Below are 16,510 nucleotides of genomic sequence, written 5' to 3'. Positions count from 1 at the left end.
CGTTAGTCGTCGGAATCCGGGTATTCGTCCTCGTCGTACCGGGATTCCTCGGTTTCAGCCTCAAGGATCTTGAGCATCGCAGTGTCCGGGTTGAGCATGATGGCAGCCTCGTCACGCCGGTGGCGCAGGATGGTGTCCAAGTAGGACTGTACGGCTTCCGCCAAGGGGATGTGGCTGTCCTGCTTCTGGCTCATGTACCAGCGGTGTTCGAGGACTTCGTGGACCACTTCCGCCGGCTCAAGCTTGCCTGCGAGGTCGCGCGGGATGGATCGGACGATGGGCTCGAAGATCTGGCTGACCCAGGTATGGGCACTGATTTCTTCGTCCATGTCCGGGTTGTTGTCCGCCCGGAATGAATCCATGTCATTGAGCAGCCGGCGGGCCTGGTTCTCCTGGGCATCCAGGCCCGTGAGGCGAAGCAACCGCCGCTGGTGGTGGCCGGCGTCGACCACCTTGGGCTGAAGCTGGATAGTGGAACCGTCCGCGGTGGTCTTGATGGCGTATTCCTCGACGTCGAAGCCGAGTTCGTTGAGGCGGCGGATGCGCGCGCCCACGCGCCAGCGTTCGCCGAGCTCGAACGATTCCTTTTCAGTGAGTTCGGCCCATAGCCGGCGGTACGAGTCCATGATGAGCTCCGACGTCGCCACCGGGTCCACCTTTTCCTCGATCAGTCCGCCTTCGAGCAGGTCCATGAGCTCACCGGCGATGTTGACGCGGGCAATCTCCAGATCGTACTCGCGCTGGCCCACCGACAGATCGGGGTACAGCTCGCCGGTTTCCGCGTCCACGAGGTACGCGGCGAACGCGCCGGCGTCACGCCGGAACAAGGTGTTGGACAAGGAAACGTCGCCCCAATAGAAGCCGATCAGGTGCAGGCGCACCAGCAGCAGCGCTTGGGCATCGATAAGCCTTGTGAGGGTGTCCCGGCGCAGCATTTGGGAGAAGAGCGCACGGTACGGCATGGAGAACTTGAGGTGCCGGGTGACCAGGACGGGGTTCAGTGGCTTGCCGTCAACGGTGGTGCGGCCGGTGATGACTGCAACCGGCTCGACGCACGGCACATCCATCCGTGCCAGCTTGCGGAGCATGTGGTACTCGTGCCGGGCAACGTGTTCGGACGTTTCCTTGATGGCGATGACGGAGCCGCCCAGGTGCGCGAAACGCACGATGTGCCGGGAAATGCCGCGGGGCAGGGCGGCCAGGTTCGCTGCAGGCCAGTCCTCGAGAGCGATGTGCCACGGCAGGTCCAGGAGCTCGGGATCCGCTGCTGCGGCAGTGATGTTGAGGGATCCGATGACCCCCGCCGGAGGTGCCGTGTCATTGGCGCTGGCAGCCTCGGTGCGCGGGAGTTTGCCGATCTGCGCGTAGTCGGTGGGTTCGTCATGCCACTTGGCACCGCTTTGCTCGGTCATGGGGTCAATTCTTCCGTATGGAGGCTGCTGTTAACGACGACGGCGGCCCGTCCACTCGGAAGGGCCGCCGTCGGTAATGCGGTAGTGCTCGGCCCACGCCGGCAGGGTTCCCTGACCGAAGCGGAGCGAGGTTAGGGGGCTGGTGAGTGGGCCCACGCCGGCAGGGTTCCCTGACCGAAGCGGAGCGAGGTTAGGGTGCCGGTGGGGACTAGTCGCCCAGGCGCAGGCCCGACTTGGTGTCGAACAAGTGCACGTGGCCCGACTGCGGACGGACGAAGATGGACTCGCCCTTCATCGGGGGACGGCGGCCGTCGACGCGGGCCACGATGTCGTGGCTCTTGCCGTCAAGCGTGGTGTGGCCGTAGACGTAGGCGTCAGCGCCGAGTTCTTCGACGACGTCAACCTCAACTTCGAGACCTTCGCCGGCACCAACGGTTTCGAGGTCTTCCGGACGGGAACCGAGCGTCACGGTCTTGCCGTGTGCCTCTTCGAGGACATCGTGCGGTACCGGGTAAACCGTGCCACCGAACTGGACACCGCCGTCGACGACCGGCAGTTCGAGCAAGTTCATGGCGGGGGAGCCGATGAAGCCGGCAACGAAGACGTTCTTCGGGCGGTCGTAAAGGTTGCGCGGGGTGTCTACCTGCTGCAGCAGGCCATCCTTGAGAACGGCAACGCGGTCACCCATGGTCATGGCCTCGACCTGGTCGTGCGTCACGTAGACCGTGGTCACGCCGAGGCGCCGGGTCAGGGATGCGATCTGCGTACGCGTCTGGACACGGAGCTTGGCGTCCAAGTTGGAAAGGGGCTCATCCATGAGGAAGACCTGCGGGTTACGGACGATTGCGCGGCCCATGGCAACGCGCTGACGCTGGCCACCGGAGAGTGCCTTCGGCTTGCGGTCCAGGTACTGCTCGAGGTCAAGAAGCTTGGCTGCTTCGCGGACACGCTCGGCGCGCTCTTCCTTGGAGACGCCGGCGATCTTGAGTGCGAAGCCCATGTTGTCCGCAACTGTCATGTGCGGGTACAGGGCGTAGTTCTGGAACACCATTGCGATGTCGCGGTCCTTCGGCGGGACGTCCGTGACGTCGCGGTCGCCGATCAGAATGCGGCCGGAGTTCACATCCTCGAGGCCTGCGAGCATGCGCAGGGAGGTGGACTTACCGCAACCGGAGGGTCCAACGAGGACCAGGAATTCGCCATCGGCGATGTCGATGTTGAGCTTATCGACGGCGGGCTTATCTGTGCCCGGGTACAGACGCGTAGCGTTATCAAAAGTAACTGTTGCCACAGTTATCAATCCCTTCACCGGCAGGTACGTGCCGGACGATCCGTTGTGAATGGTTCATGTTTATTCAGTTGGACTCCCTGCCCCGGGCTGGGCCCGGGCAAGGGAGACTGAGTGACGCCGCACGGTTGTTGTGCGTCACATCACAACCAAGAGTATGGCAGCAGCCCGGGTTATTCGCCCAAATGTTACGAACGTCACATGTGAGATGAGTCTCCCGAGACTTCGCGGCGGCGTTCGCGAAGGACCGCCTCAAGGAGTTCGGCGACGTGGACAGGGGCTTCGACCCGGAACTCGGCCTGGGTGAAATCCAGTCCAACCTTCACGCCGACATCCCCGGCCCCAAGCCTGGCGATGGCGTCCTCGTCCGTAACGTCGTCCCCGGCAAAAAGGATCCCGGTAGCCGAGGTGGCCTGGCGCAGGAACTCGACGGCCTCGCCCTTGGAGGAATGCACCACCGAGGTCTCGAGGACCCGTTTGCCGTTCTTGAGGAACACTCCCGGCCGGCCTTCAAGGACTGTCCGGGCGGCCGCGACGGCGTCCTCCGCCACGTCATCGGCGGCACGCCGGGTGTGAAGTACGACGCCGGCGGGCTTGTCTTCGAGGACTGTCCCTGGAGCTTCCTGCGAGATTCCGGCCAACACCTCGCGGACTTCGGCAAGGAGGCCCCTTTGGGCGTTGTCGAGCTGGAGTTCCGCCGAACCGGGGCCCATCCAGGCCTCCGCGCCATGGCTGCCAATCAGCAGCGTGGCCTCGGGAGGCGAGGCGACCGCCCGCAGGCTGGCCAATGCCCGCCCGGAGATGAGCGCCGTCGTCGTCCTCGGAAGTTTGGCGAGTTCAGCGAAGGCCGCGGCTGAGCGCTCGAGCGGGCGCGCGGCGTCGGCGTGGTCCACGATCGGGGAAATGGTGCCGTCAAAGTCCATCGCCACCAAAAGGTGCTCGGTGCCCGCGATTCTGCGGACGGCGTCGAGCAGTTCGGGCGGCAGGCTCAGCGGGGGAGTGTCTGCTGTCTCAGGAGTCATCGCGCACCACGATTTCTGCCAGGGCCGAGAGGAATTCGGCTGACCAATGATCGACGTCGTGGTCGAGGATTTGCTTGCGCATGGACTTCATCCGGCGGCGGGATTCGTTCGAAGGCAGGTTCACGGCCCTCATGATGGTGTTCTTGAGCCCGTCGATGTCGTGCGGATTCATGAGGAGTGCTTGCTTGAGTTGATCGGCCGCGCCGGTGAATTCACTCAGGACCAAGGCGCCTGTGTTGTTGGTCCGGGCTGTGACATATTCCTTTGCCACGAGGTTCATACCGTCACGCAATGCTGTCACCAGCATGACGTCGGCCGCGAGGTACAAAGCCACCATTTCCTCGACCGGGTAGCTGTGGTGGAGGTAGCGAACGGCGGTGTTCTGCATGGTGTCGTAGCTGCCGTTGATGTGGCCGACGGTGCCCTCAATTTCCTCACGCAGGAGCCGGTACTGCCGCACGCGCTCGCGACTGGGGCTCGCCACCTGGATCAGTGTGGCGTCCTCCACGGTGAGCCGGCCTTCCTTGAGGAGTTCTTCGAAGGCCTTCAAACGGTGGGGGATGCCCTTGGTGTAGTCGAGGCGGTCTACGCCCAGGAGGATGGTTTTGGGGTTTCCGAGGTCCTGGCGGATCTGCCGGGCACGTTCGATGATGTCCGGGCGCTCCGCGAGTTCGCTGATCTGGTCTACGGCAATGGAGATCGGGAAGGCCTGTGCGCGGGCAATATGGGTGATCTGCCCGTCCGGTCCCTTGACGTGGACCTGCTGCTGTTTGACGCTGGCGCCAATGAATCGGCGTGCCGAGCGCATGAAGTTCGCCGCGTCGCTGGGGCGCTGGAAACCCACCAGATCGGCGCCGAGCAGGCCTTCGATGATGGCCTGGCGCCACGGCAATTGGGCGAAGATCTCCGGCGGCGGGAACGGGATGTGGTTGAAGAAACCGATGCGCAGGTCCGGGCGCGCCTGCCGGAGCATGCTCGGCACGAGCTGGAGTTGGTAATCCTGCACCCAGACGGTGGCTCCGTCGTCTGCGTATTGGATGACGGCGTCGGCGAAGCGCCGGTTGACCCGGCGGTAGCTGTCCCACCAAGTTCGGTGGAACTCCGGTGGGGCAATGACGTCGTGGTAAAGCGGCCAGAGAGTGGCGTTGGAGAACCCTTCGTAATAGAGCTCAACATCGTGCGTGCTGAGTTCCACGGGAATCAGGTCCATCCCGCCGTGGCTGAAGGGTTCCAACGCTTCGTCCGGGGCGCCGTGCCAGCCCACCCAGGCGCCGTCGCTCTTGGTCATCATCGGCGCGAGGGCAGTCACTAGGCCCCCAGGAGAGCGGCGCCAACCTTCCTCGCCGCTTTCCCCGTCATCGCTGGGGTAACGGTCAACCGGAAGGCGGTTGGAGACCACCATGAAGTCGTGTTTCCGGGCCTTTGGAGCCTGATTGCCTTCGGGTGCGCTGTCGATTTTTTCGCTTGCCGTTTCTTGCATTGCTGCCCCCTGGGGTTGCTTGTGACTCATCTCCCACCCTACCGGCGGGAATCATCAAGGACACTTGCTCGTTCCTCAGACTGGAGTCGATGACCCCAGCAAAGCTGCCACTCTTCTCCCGTAAACTGGCCCCGTTGCCAAAGCTAAAAACCAACGCCGTCGATCAATCACGAGGAACTGATGAGCCCCGCAAACGAACCACGCCTGTCCAAGGCAGAGCGCACCGCCCAGGCCCGCGAAAAGGCCCGCGAGATCCGCGAAGCTCAGCTGAAGAAAGACAAGCGCAATAAGTTGCTCATCGGATGGGGCATCGTGGTTGCCGTCGTGGCGATCCTCGCGGTCATTGCCCTCGTGGTCACCCAGAACATTGCGAACAACGCCCCGATCGCCGACCAGGGTCCGACCCCGGCGAACGCCAACGTGCACGGCGGCGTGACGCTGCTGAAGGGCACCGACGTGACGAAGGTGGCCGCCGGAACTGTTAACCTGGCGGACCTGCCGGCAGCTCCGGCCACCAAGCCAGCCACGGTAACCGCTCCGGGTGCCGAGGCTGAAGCTGGCAAGCCGGTCAAGGTTGTGGCTTACATCGACTTCATCTGCCCCATCTGCAAGAACTTCGAGAGCACGTACAACCAGCAGCTGACCCAGTTGCGCGACGACGGCAAGATCACCCTGGAGTACCGTCCCTTCGGCTTCCTGGACGCCAGCTCCAGCACCAACTACTCCTCTCGCGCCGCCAACGCCGCAGCGTGCGTGGCGAACACGTCACCGGACAAGTACTCGGCACTCGTAGACCTGCTGTACGCACAGCAGCCTGCCGAGGGCAGTGCGGGCATTTCGGACAACGACCTCAAGAAGTTGGCCACCCAAGCGGGATCGGCCAACATTGACTCCTGCATTGACAACAAGACCTACCGCCCGTTCATCAAGGTGGTCACCCAGGAGGCCAAGAATATCGGGATCTCCGGCACGCCCACGGTCTTCGTCGACGGCCAGCAGTGGGACAACAAGACGGACTTCATGACCGTCCTGAATGCGGCTATCGCAGCGAAGAAGTAGTTCTCCCGGCCTAGGCCTCCCGTGCGCTGCAATTTCCGTGGGCGGGAGGTCTTGGGCTACCCTTATCTAGCGCTCGCGCGCACTAGCTCCGGTCCGCCGGAGCGCGCCTCCTTAGCTCAGTTGGCCAGAGCACCGCTCTTGTAAAGCGGGGGTCGTCGGTTCGAATCCGACAGGGGGCTCCGATTGTCGCTTTGACCTGCGGGTTTAGCTCCATATGTGACCCGGTGAGGAGTCAATTCGAGCCGCGATTCGGAGGCGTTCCTCGGTTCGAACACTGCGGGGGATTCAATGTGCTTCTGGCCTGCGGTTTTAGTTCCGTCAGTGGCCCGGAAGAGGCCGATTCCAACGGATTCTGGTTTCGCGCGGGAGAGCGCGACGATCGGACGTACCGCGGCCGCGGGGGTCGAGCGAGCGTCCGACAGATCGAGCCTCGGACGCTCGTCCATGCGAATGAGCCGAGGGCCGTCCATTTCCGTATCTAGGATGCCTGCGTTGTGCACCAGTACGTCGGGTTGTCCCTCGGCCGAGCCGATCGTTGCCAGCACGCAGCTTACTGGTGCATCGTCGGTCACGTCGAGCGACACAAATCGGGCACCGAGCGCTGCGGCGGCTTTCATGCCACGCTCGACGTCACGTGCGCCGATGTAGACGATGTGTCCCAACTCCAGGAGCTGTTTGGCTGTCTCGAAACCGATGCCCTTGTTGGCGCCGGTGATCAGTGTGACGGTCACGTGTGTCCTCGCGATTTGTGGCCAGGAGACTCCACCGGCCGGCGCGCTCAAGCTCCTCCGGATTGGAAGAACGTCACCGTGCACACATTGGATGCGTTTTTTTAGTAATTAATGTATACATTATTCTTGTTCAGGAGTAACATGAGGGACATCACACTGTCGTGGACGAGGAAGCACTAATAGACACCAGCGGCTACCGGAATGCCTACGAACAGGGAAAAATACCCCAACGTTTGGTGCCTACCGCTGGACGCGCACGGCCTTCACGCTCCAACTGACATTCCGTGCGGATAGCTCTAGATCGACAAACGGAAGGAAGAGTCTGTGGACCTTCATCTGCAATCAGACTGGCATCGCGCTTTGGGTCAATTTGTAGAGGTACGGCTGTTTGGACAGGCGCTACGGACCGGAATAGTCGAGGCCGTGATGCCAGACAACTCGATACTTTGGATTTCTGCCGAGGGCCCGTTTCCTCGAGAAATGGTCGAACGAGCTGATGGCAAGCAGGTGTTCATCCGCCACGCAGGGGATTCTCCTCCCAACCAAGAACTTGCCCGCTCCGGCTCCTGAGTTCAGTGTCGCCACGGTTATGGCTGTCCCGAGGAGTTGCTGGCTGCCACCAGATGCCTCGGCCACGAAGATGGCGGAGCCCCGGCGCAGGTCGGCTACCTCGACGACATCCTCGCCACCGCGCGCGGAGGGTCCGAAGGGAGCAACCGAGGTCTGAATAACGAGTCTCAGGAGAAATGAACATACGCAGATTGTGCCGGGCAGAGCGAGTCCTGTCGGGCATATGAGATGGATAAGAGAGAGAAACGTGACACGTATCGGTATCGTGGCCGAATTGGGCCAGGAGACAAGGGTGGCGGCTACGCCCGTAACGGTCAGGCAACTGGCGGAGTTGGGCTACGAGGTGGTGGTCGAGAAGGGCGCGGGGGAGTCATCGTCCTTCCTTGATGACGCGTATGTCGAGGCAGGTGCGCTGATTGTGGGCGCGGATGAGGCTTGGGGCAGTGAGGTGGTGCTCCGGGTGAACCCGCCCACCGAGGAAGAAATCGGCCGGCTGGCCGACGGCGCGACGCTGATCGGGACGCTGAGCCCGGGCCTGCGGCCCGAGCTGGTAGAGGCTCTGGCCGCACGGCCGATCACGGCCCTGGCGTTGGATGCGGTGCCCCGCATTTCGAGGGCGCAGTCGATGGACGTGCTGAGTTCCATGGCGAACATCGCCGGCTACCGGGCGGTGATTGAGGCCGCACACGAATTCGGCCGGTTCTTCACGGGACAGGTGACCGCGGCGGGCAAGGTTCCGCCGGCGAAAGTGCTGGTCGCGGGAGCCGGCGTCGCCGGTCTGGCTGCGATCGGCGCGGCGTCCAGCCTGGGCGCGATCGTCCGTGCCACGGACCCCCGCCCCGAGGTGGCCGACCAGGTGAAATCGATCGGCGGGACCTACCTCAAAGTCGAGGTGGAGGAAGAGATGAAATCCTCCGACGGGTATGCCAAGGCCACCTCCGAGGCGTACAACGCCCGTGCCGCAGAGATCTACACGGAACAGGCACAGGATGTGGACATCATCATCACCACGGCCCTGATCCCGGGTCGTCCGGCGCCGAAGCTGCTCACGGCCGAGGACGTGGCCTGCATGAAATCCGGCAGCGTGATCGTGGACATGGCCGCCGGCCAGGGCGGGAACGTGGAGGGCTCGGTCGCCGGGGAACGCGTGGTCACGGACAACGGCGTCGTGATCCTCGGGTACACCGACCTTCCGGCCCGGTTGCCGGCGCAGGCGTCGCAGCTCTACGGGACCAACATGGTGAACCTGCTCAAGCTCCTCACCAAGGAGAAGGACGGGCAGCTTCGGATCGACTTCGACGACGTCGTGCAGCGTTCGGTGACGGTGGTGCGCGATGGCGAGAAGGCCTGGCCCCCGCCTCCGGTCCAGGTTTCCGCTGCCCCTGCGGCACAGGCTGAGATCAAACCTGCCGGAGAGCCCTCCGGCGACAAAGCAGGAAAGAAGGGGATGAGCCCGGTCGGGAAGGCCGTGCTCTTCGCCGCCGGAATCGCGGCACTTTTTGGCATCAACGCCGTCGCACCGGCCCCGCTGCCGCAGCACTTCACCGTGCTCGTGCTCTCTGTCGTGGTCGGGTTCTACGTCATCGGGAAGGTGGCACATGCCCTGCACACCCCGCTGATGTCCGTCACGAATGCCATTTCCGGAATCATCGTCGTCGGCGCCCTGCTGCAGGTCACCTCCGAGAACCTCATCATGCAGGTCATTGCCGCAGTTGCGATCCTGCTGGCCAGCATCAACATCTTCGGCGGCTTCGCCGTCACGCGGCGCATGCTCGCCATGTTCTCCCAGGGAGACAGAGCACATGGGTGAGCGCCGTTCGCGAAGCAATTGGAACTTTAACGAGGAGCTTGACCGTGTTTGATAGCGTTTCCGGTCCGTTGACCACAGAGTCCATCGCGGGGGCGGCCTACATTGTTGCCGCTTTGCTGTTCATCCTCAGCCTTGCCGGGCTGAGCAAGCACGAGAAGGCCCGGACGGGCGTGATCTACGGCATCACAGGGATGATGATCGCCCTCGCTGCCACCGTGTGGCTGACCCTCCAGGACGCGTGGGGATCAGACCAGGGCCGCGCAGGTGTGGTCTTCCTCGTGGCCGCGGTCCTGGTCGGAGGCGCCATCGGCTTGTGGCGGGCCCGGGTGGTGGAAATGACGGGCATGCCCGAACTGATCGCCCTGCTGCACAGCTTCGTTGGCCTCGCCGCGGTGCTTGTCGGCTGGAACGGGCACCTCGAGGCCCCCGCCCTGCCCGAAACGCTCATGGCCGTCCATCATGCCGAGGTGTTCATCGGTGTCTTCATCGGAGCGGTGACCTTCACCGGCTCGATCGTCGCGTTCCTCAAACTCTCGGCCAGGATGAAGTCATCACCGCTGATGCTGCCGGGAAAGAACGCCATCAACCTCGGCGCCCTGGTCGCGTTCATCGCCCTGACGGTCTGGTACGTCAACGACTCCCAGCTGTGGTTGCTGGTTGTTGTCACCGTGCTCGCCCTGGGACTGGGCTGGCACCTGGTGGCCTCCATCGGCGGCGGCGACATGCCCGTCGTCGTGTCCATGCTCAACAGCTACTCCGGCTGGGCCGCAGCCGCGGCGGGCTTCCTGCTGAACAACGACCTTCTCATCATCACAGGCGCCCTGGTCGGCTCCTCCGGCGCGTACCTGTCCTACATCATGTGCAGTGCTATGAACCGGTCCTTCATCTCCGTCATCGCCGGCGGCTTCGGCATCGCCGCCCCCACCGGAGGCGACGCCGAGTATGGTGAGCACCGCGAAATCACGGCCCAGGCAACCGCCGAACTGCTGACCAACGCCGCCAGCGTGGTCATCACCCCCGGCTACGGCATGGCAGTCGCCCAGGCCCAATACCCCGTCGCGGAACTCGCCCACCAGCTCCGCGAACGGGGAGTGGACGTCCGCTTCGGCATCCACCCCGTCGCAGGCCGGTTGCCGGGCCACATGAACGTGCTCCTCGCCGAGGCGAAAGTCCCCTACGACATCGTCCTGGAAATGGACGAAATCAACGAAGACCTCGGCGGGACCTCCGTCGTCCTCGTCATCGGGGCCAACGACACCGTGAACCCCGCCGCGGCCGAAGACCCCTCCAGCCCGATCGCCGGGATGCCCGTCCTCCGGGTATGGGAAGCAGAAAACGTGGTGGTGTTCAAACGCTCCATGGCCGCCGGCTACGCCGGCGTGCAGAACCCCCTGTTCATCCGGGAGAACTCCCAAATGCTCTTCGGCGACGCCAAACAACGCGTCGAAGACATCCTCCGCGCGTTCTAACAAAGAACGCCTCGATATCCGTTCGCCAGTCCAGACCCGATCACCTAGGAAGACGAAAAGAGGACCATGCCCCGACGCCCCGCTCCAAGTAGCCCCGTGCAGAAGGCGAGCCAATCCGGCATGCTGGGGCGGGGCCCCTGCGCCGAAGAAGCACGAACACACCAAGAGACTTTCAACACCGACGAACTCACCGCATCACCCTGGATTGGCCTTCACTACAGGCATGAGTTCTTGCTCCACTACATACAGGAGCTGTTGGAGACGTCAGCGCCGTCCGAAAAGTGAACCGATTCGTGGGTGTTCTTGCATCCATGCAAGTCCCGCGCTTCATTCTGAGGGCCTGTGAAGTGTGGTTCTCGATGCGAACGCCCCAGACCGCGGAACCATCAGCTCTCATGAGCTTGGGGGCTCGGAGCAGACCCGGTTTTTAGTGGTTTCTTGATCAGTGTCCGCATTCGTTCTTCCCGCCAGATCAGAATGTCCGTGATGGTCTCCGGAGCCTTCCTCGTGTCGCTGCGTTTGTTGACTTGTCCAGGCTTTCGGGGGTGCGTCGCCGATCTCGAACCCGCTCGGTGCTGGGTAGCGTTCCTTTTCTTCTGGGGAATGTAAGTGGCCCGCATGCTGTAGATCTCATGTCGGAGCGTATCCTTGGGGCCCCGGAATAGCTCATTCCTCGAAGCTGCGGCTTCTGCGACTCTAGAGAGAGTGCGCTAGCGCTTCTTGACAGCTGAATTGTCGGCACACAGCTGGCTTTATGGTCGTTGGGGCCCGAATGAGTTGAATACGCAGCTGGTTTGTTTCCTTGTAAGCGACTTCGAGCTCGTGCTGGGGTGCGCTCAAGCTTTGCTTCCAACTGCCTCTCAGCAGCGTCCTGGTCATGGTCTCGGCCCGCAGCGTAGACCTGGGCTGGGATGCCGGATTTCGGGGCTGTGGTCCCGGGGTGCCGTTTGGGAAAGATTGATTTCAGCAACGCCGGGCGGCGCAGTAACTTCACCTGAGCACCGAGAAGGGCGGCCGATGTGGTGGCGTTGGCCGTAGGGGATGCCTAGGATGGTTGCGGCTTCGGTGATCCCGCGATTTTCGAGGCCGGCGACCACGTACCAGCCCGTGTCCTGGCCCATGGATCATTGTGGACAGGAATGTCAGGGTTGGCAGTTCGTCGAAGTCCGGCCTGACCGGACTTGGCTCACAGATCGCGATCTCGCGGTCGGCCGGGGCTCTGACCGGCGGTGATGTGTTCGGATTGGTGATTTTTCACGCACTAAAGCGAATGTGCCGAGTCGGGCACGCTGGCGGTTGATCGATAAGAGCGCATGGGCATAGCGGGAGGATAGGATCGCGCCGAGTCTGCCAGAACTTAGGAGGTGTCGATGCGGATCGTTTCGTGGAACTGCTCTATGGCCTACTACAAGAAGAGCCACCTAATAGAGGCGCTGAAGCCGGACCTCGTCATTCTTCAGGAAGTGGCGAAAGGACGTGGTTGCCGGCGACCATCCTTTCGCGGCATGGACCGGTTCCCGGCTCAACAAAGGCCTCGGAGTCCTCGGCTACGCGGACGCCCGCTACAGAATCACAGAGCAATCAGACGCCGGGCTCCCATGGCACATCCCATTTACAGTAAACGGGCTCAACATCATCGCGCTCTGGGCACATCAGCTCACCCGGGATCTGCGTTATGTGCGCGTCACCCACGAAATCGTCGATCGCCACAAGGACTTCCTGGGCCAGGGCCGCGCCCTTCTCATGGGCGACTTCAACAGCAACACCATCTGGGACCGTGGACATCCTGACAGGAACCACAGCATGCTGGTGGAGAAACTCGGCAAGCTCGGACTGTGCAGCGCCTTCCATAGCCAAACCCGGTCCGCTCACGGAGCCGAACAGACCAAAACCTACTTCCACACCCGCAATCTGCGGTTCGGTCATCACATCGACTACGCCTTTGTCAGGGAAAGCGCCAAGACCAGCCTCGAAGTCGGCAGCCCCGACGAGTGGCTCGCACACAGCGATCACATGCCGCTAATCCTCGACATCGCCGAGGCCTGACCTGCTAAACGCCTTGTCCGTCCCCGGCAAAGGTACTCCGCCCAGTCCAACCAGCCGCAGTCTCACAGTCCTGGCTTGGCCCACAGGTCACGGTCTCGCGGTCGGAGGGGCTCTGACCTGCGGTTATGTGTTCGGATTGGCGCCTTTTCGCGCACTAAGGAAATGAGCCAAGTCAGGAGGTCCCTGCCCTCGGCATTGGGGCGGTGTACAACGGCATGCCGCGCTTCGGCCTTGCGAAGGCAACCGGGCAGGTGCCGGTTTCGGCTGGGCTCAACACCGCCGGCAGCGGCTCTGCGCCGACGGCGGCCTGACGCACGACGGCGAGTGGAGCCGTCGGGCGTCAGGCCGCGCCGACGACGCGGCGCGGCAGTATCAGTCGAGCGCGACCAAGAGCTCCTGCGCCGTGAGGACAGTTGCCTGGCGTGGGAACACCTTGGTGACGAGGGTCTCGTGAACCTGCGTGTCGGGATCAGCGCAGGCATCGGAGACGACTACGACCCGGTAGTCCAGGTCGGCTGCCTGCCGCACGGTGGAGAGGACGACCCCAGCCGTAGTGATGCCGGCAAGCAGGATGGTGTCGACGCCGGCGCCTCGGAGTTGCTGGTGTAGGTCGGTGCTCGAGAAGGGGCCAACTCGGGTCTTGCGCACCGTGATCTCTCCGTCGAGCGGAGCGAGCCGCTGGTTGATTGCCGTGCTCGCGGAGTCGGCGTGCATTGCTGTGCGCATCTTCTCGTTGGCGGCGATCGCTGCGAAGGGGCTGTGGCTGGGCACTGCGTCGTAGTCGGAGTCTGCGAATCCCACCCGGACGTGTGCGACCTGCGCCCCGGCTGACCGCACTCTGTCGAGCAGCTCACCCGTACGGGCGACAAGCTCATCAGCGTTCGGGAGTGGGCCGAGGCTGCTCGGCTGGTAGTCCATGACGACCAGGGCGGTTCGGGACGGGTCAAGCTCAAGGATAGGCATGAGTTCTCCTTCGAAAGTCAGAATGAATACAAAGATACATGCAAAATTGAATTCTCGCGAACAGTCGTCATCCCCTCGAGACGCCCCAATCGCGGAGCACTTCTTGCGTGTCGGCGCCGAGTGCCGGTCCCGCTGCCTGGGGAATCGTGTGGTCACGCAGGGTGAAGGGCATCGTCGCTGTCATCACGCCGTCGGACAGCCGGGATAGGTAGCCTTCGGCCTGGATGTGTTCGTCGACAATGACGTCGGCCAACTCGTTGACGGGACCGCACCACACATGTCCCGCCCTGAAGCGGTCGAGCCAGTCTGCCGCATTCCGCGTGAGAAAGTGCGCGTCGAGCAGGGCGCGGAGTTCGTGGGCGTGGGTGAGCGCATCGTTGAAGGTGGCGAATCGCGCATCCTCGACGAGATGGGTGAGTCCCGCGGCGTCGAGGAACGGCTGCCATGCACCGGCATTGATAGCCGCGACGGCGATCCACTTCCCATCTGCCGCCTTGTATTGGTTGAGGAGTGCGTTGCGTGGGTTCCGTCGTGGCCGTCCGTTTGTCGAGGCATTTTCCGTGTTCGCGACGGAGCCGATGAGGAGCATCTGACTCCACAGCGAAGTCTGCAGGAGTGATCCCGACACGACTGTTCCGGTCCCGGTCCGCGCCCGTTGGGCCAGTGCGGCCATAATGCCGAAACCGAGCATCGTCCCCGTCATGACGTCGTTCATGGCGCCCGGAGGGGCAAATGGCTCCCCTGCTTCCGGGGACGCGGTAAATAGCATCCCTCCGTAGGCCATCCCGGTCATGTCCTGGGCGAGGTCGTCGGCGCGCGGCCCCACCGTCCCGAGGCCGGCGGACCGCGCATAGATGAGCCGCGGATTCGCGACGGTCAGGGTTTCGGCATCCATTCCAAGCCTCCTCAGAGCCGGGCCGGCGAGGTTGGTGACGAAGACGTCCGCCGCAGCGACCAGCCCGTTCATCGTTCGGCGATCAGCTTCGTCCTTGAGATCAAGAGTGATTGAACGCTTGTTCCTGTTGCAGGCCGTGTAGGACGGACTCGTCCCTTCGGGAATCGATCCGCCGCCGCCCGCGGTTGGCGCGATGTGTTCTCGCGCTGGATCGCCACGAGGACTCTCGACCTTGACGACATCCGCACCGAGATCCGCGAGCAGCATGGCAGCTACCGACCCTGCCATCCAGATCGTGAGGTCGACGACCCGTAGCCCGGAGAGCGGGGCGGTGTCGTCGGACAGGGCGGGTGGGGTTGCTGGGGATGTGGACAATCTGTGCCTCCGGAAGCTGTTGATCTTGAGCTGGCGACGTTAAAATGCAATCGCCAAGCGGAACATGGGATATTTTGCGTGTATTGTTGTAGACACTTTAGACGACATGATAGGAGCCGACATGGGATCCCTGTACCTCGCGTGGTCGCGCCGGGTCGCACCGGGTCGCGCGTGTTCGATCGAAGGAGCAATCCGATGAGCGCTAGCCGTCCCGGGCTTTCCTCCCAGATGACCCTCCAGGCCGCCGCTCAGATCCGTGGACTGATCATCGACCGCGTGCTGCTGCCCGGTGAGAAGATTCTCCAGGTCGAGTTGGCCGAGCAGATCGGCGTCTCGCGCAGCCCGCTTCGTGAGGCGCTGCGTACTCTCGAGGCTGAGGACATGGTCACGTACGAGGCGAACCGCGGTTATGTTGTGGCCAGATTCGATGACGATGATCTCACTCAAATCCACGGAATGCGGTCGCTGCTCGAGGGTGAGCTGCTCCGGACTGTGGTCCGGCCTACCGCCGATCAGCTCGTCGAGCTCGAGCGCATCAATACGAATCTCAAGGTTGCCTTGGATGCCCAGGATGTGACCGAGATCGTTGAGCTAAACCGTAGTTTCCATTTCTTGATTTTCCAGTTGTCACCCTTGAAGATGGTGCGCCGGGAGGTGGTCCGTCTTTGGCAGTTGTCGGAGGCGCATAGCGCGGCCTGGTGGCGGGGTGTGCCTGAGGTGGTGTCTCGGATCGTCACTGAGCACGAGGCAATCATCGAGGCGTTGCGTAGTTATGATGTCGACGGCCTCGTGCAGGTGTGCGAAGCGCACCGCGTCGGGGGTCATGGGCATTCTCGGATGGGGATGTTCGTTTCCTGACCTGGTCGTCGCCGGCCTCGGCAGGCAGGTGTCTGCCAAGGCCGGTGCGGTCGCCGCCGTCGTGCCCCTCGCCGCTTCAGAAACTACCTGCAGTTGACACACGATCGCAGGTTCTGGACACCGGACGGGTCCTGGTTGTGGTGGGGATGTCTCCGCCCCGCACCGCCGCCTCGCTCGACTGCTTCCATCTGGTCCAGCTGGCAAACAGTGCTGTGACCGAGGCGCGCCACAGGCTCTCACAGCAGCACCGAGGCCGGCGCGGCAGGACGATCGATCCGGGGCGGCGAACCGGCCCCTGCTCCTTCGCGCCGGGGACACCCTCTACCACCCCGACCGGAAGCGCCTCCACGACGCCTTCTCCGCCGACGACCCGACCGTGCAGCTGGCAGGCTAAGAAGCAGCTCCGCGCCCTCCTCAGCGCTTGGGCCGAGATCGAAGTCCTCATGACCACGCGCCGCCACCGCGAAGGTCGAGGCGAACAGCGCCGGGATCAAGAACATCAAACGCAAATCAGTTAACCGGTAGCGGATTC

The 16,510-nt window shown here is 63.1% G+C and carries 12 protein-coding genes, 1 tRNA gene and 1 pseudogene; 7 read left to right on the top strand and 7 right to left on the bottom strand.

Annotated features, from left to right (window positions below):
- Positions 1 to 2: 2 nt before the first annotated feature.
- From ACFVTG_RS16975 to ACFVTG_RS16960, 4 genes are all read right to left on the bottom strand, one after another.
- On the bottom strand, positions 3 to 1,412 hold the full coding sequence (locus tag ACFVTG_RS16975) for a DUF4032 domain-containing protein (RefSeq protein ID WP_390282093.1): 1,410 nt from the start codon (positions 1,410 to 1,412) through the stop codon (positions 3 to 5).
- Between the two features lie 208 nt (positions 1,413 to 1,620).
- Positions 1,621 to 2,703, bottom strand: coding sequence for an ABC transporter ATP-binding protein (locus ACFVTG_RS16970; RefSeq protein WP_059388327.1), 1,083 nt, complete (start codon positions 2,701 to 2,703; stop codon positions 1,621 to 1,623).
- Between the two features lie 194 nt (positions 2,704 to 2,897).
- A complete protein-coding gene (otsB, locus tag ACFVTG_RS16965; protein WP_390282092.1) occupies positions 2,898 to 3,722 on the bottom strand; it encodes a trehalose-phosphatase in 825 nt (274 codons plus the stop codon).
- Positions 3,712 to 5,202 (bottom strand): trehalose-6-phosphate synthase, encoded by a 1,491-nt coding sequence (locus tag ACFVTG_RS16960; RefSeq protein WP_284754972.1) that lies wholly within the window; start codon positions 5,200 to 5,202, stop codon positions 3,712 to 3,714. The genes otsB and ACFVTG_RS16960 overlap by 11 nt, the downstream gene beginning before the upstream one ends.
- Positions 5,203 to 5,382: 180 nt before the next feature.
- Between ACFVTG_RS16960 and ACFVTG_RS16955 the strand changes: the two genes are divergently transcribed.
- A complete protein-coding gene (locus ACFVTG_RS16955; protein WP_284754974.1) occupies positions 5,383 to 6,261 on the top strand; it encodes a thioredoxin domain-containing protein in 879 nt (292 codons plus the stop codon).
- A gap of 105 nt (positions 6,262 to 6,366) precedes the next feature.
- Positions 6,367 to 6,440 (top strand) — tRNA-Thr (locus ACFVTG_RS16950).
- 342 nt (positions 6,441 to 6,782) lie between these two features.
- Here the strand turns inward: ACFVTG_RS16950 and ACFVTG_RS16945 are convergent.
- Positions 6,783 to 6,992, bottom strand: a pseudogene (locus tag ACFVTG_RS16945) (SDR family NAD(P)-dependent oxidoreductase); the annotation flags it as partial.
- A gap of 324 nt (positions 6,993 to 7,316) precedes the next feature.
- Here ACFVTG_RS16945 and ACFVTG_RS16940 point away from each other — a divergent pair.
- From ACFVTG_RS16940 to ACFVTG_RS16925, 4 genes are all read left to right on the top strand, one after another.
- Positions 7,317 to 7,562 (top strand): hypothetical protein, encoded by a 246-nt coding sequence (locus ACFVTG_RS16940; RefSeq protein ID WP_390282091.1) that lies wholly within the window; start codon positions 7,317 to 7,319, stop codon positions 7,560 to 7,562.
- 247 nt (positions 7,563 to 7,809) lie between these two features.
- A complete protein-coding gene (locus ACFVTG_RS16935; RefSeq protein ID WP_390282090.1) occupies positions 7,810 to 9,372 on the top strand; it encodes a Re/Si-specific NAD(P)(+) transhydrogenase subunit alpha in 1,563 nt (520 codons plus the stop codon).
- Between the two features lie 44 nt (positions 9,373 to 9,416).
- Positions 9,417 to 10,841: a Re/Si-specific NAD(P)(+) transhydrogenase subunit beta gene (pntB, locus tag ACFVTG_RS16930; protein ID WP_390282089.1), complete on the top strand. Its 1,425-nt coding sequence runs from the start codon at positions 9,417 to 9,419 to the stop codon at positions 10,839 to 10,841.
- Between the two features lie 1,476 nt (positions 10,842 to 12,317).
- Positions 12,318 to 12,887, top strand: coding sequence for an endonuclease/exonuclease/phosphatase family protein (locus tag ACFVTG_RS16925; protein WP_390282088.1), 570 nt, complete (start codon positions 12,318 to 12,320; stop codon positions 12,885 to 12,887).
- A gap of 372 nt (positions 12,888 to 13,259) precedes the next feature.
- On the opposite strand, the gene ACFVTG_RS16920 is transcribed toward ACFVTG_RS16925, so the two are convergent.
- Both ACFVTG_RS16920 and ACFVTG_RS16915 read right to left on the bottom strand, forming a co-directional pair.
- Complete coding sequence (locus ACFVTG_RS16920) at positions 13,260 to 13,850, bottom strand: cysteine hydrolase family protein (protein ID WP_390282086.1); 591 nt, start codon at positions 13,848 to 13,850, stop codon at positions 13,260 to 13,262.
- 67 nt (positions 13,851 to 13,917) lie between these two features.
- Positions 13,918 to 15,120, bottom strand: coding sequence for a CaiB/BaiF CoA transferase family protein (locus ACFVTG_RS16915; RefSeq protein ID WP_390282085.1), 1,203 nt, complete (start codon positions 15,118 to 15,120; stop codon positions 13,918 to 13,920).
- A 195-nt stretch (positions 15,121 to 15,315) separates the two neighbouring features.
- On the opposite strand from ACFVTG_RS16915, the gene ACFVTG_RS16910 reads away from it, so the two are divergent.
- On the top strand, positions 15,316 to 15,978 hold the full coding sequence (locus tag ACFVTG_RS16910; RefSeq protein WP_390282084.1) for a GntR family transcriptional regulator: 663 nt from the start codon (positions 15,316 to 15,318) through the stop codon (positions 15,976 to 15,978).
- Positions 15,979 to 16,510: the final 532 nt, after the last annotated feature.

The sequence above is a fragment of the Arthrobacter sp. NPDC058127 genome, from assembly GCF_042884555.1.
Classification (GTDB): domain Bacteria; phylum Actinomycetota; class Actinomycetes; order Actinomycetales; family Micrococcaceae; genus Arthrobacter.
Note: the sequence above shows the minus strand (reverse complement) of the source record. Positions and strands in the feature narration are given on the sequence as shown.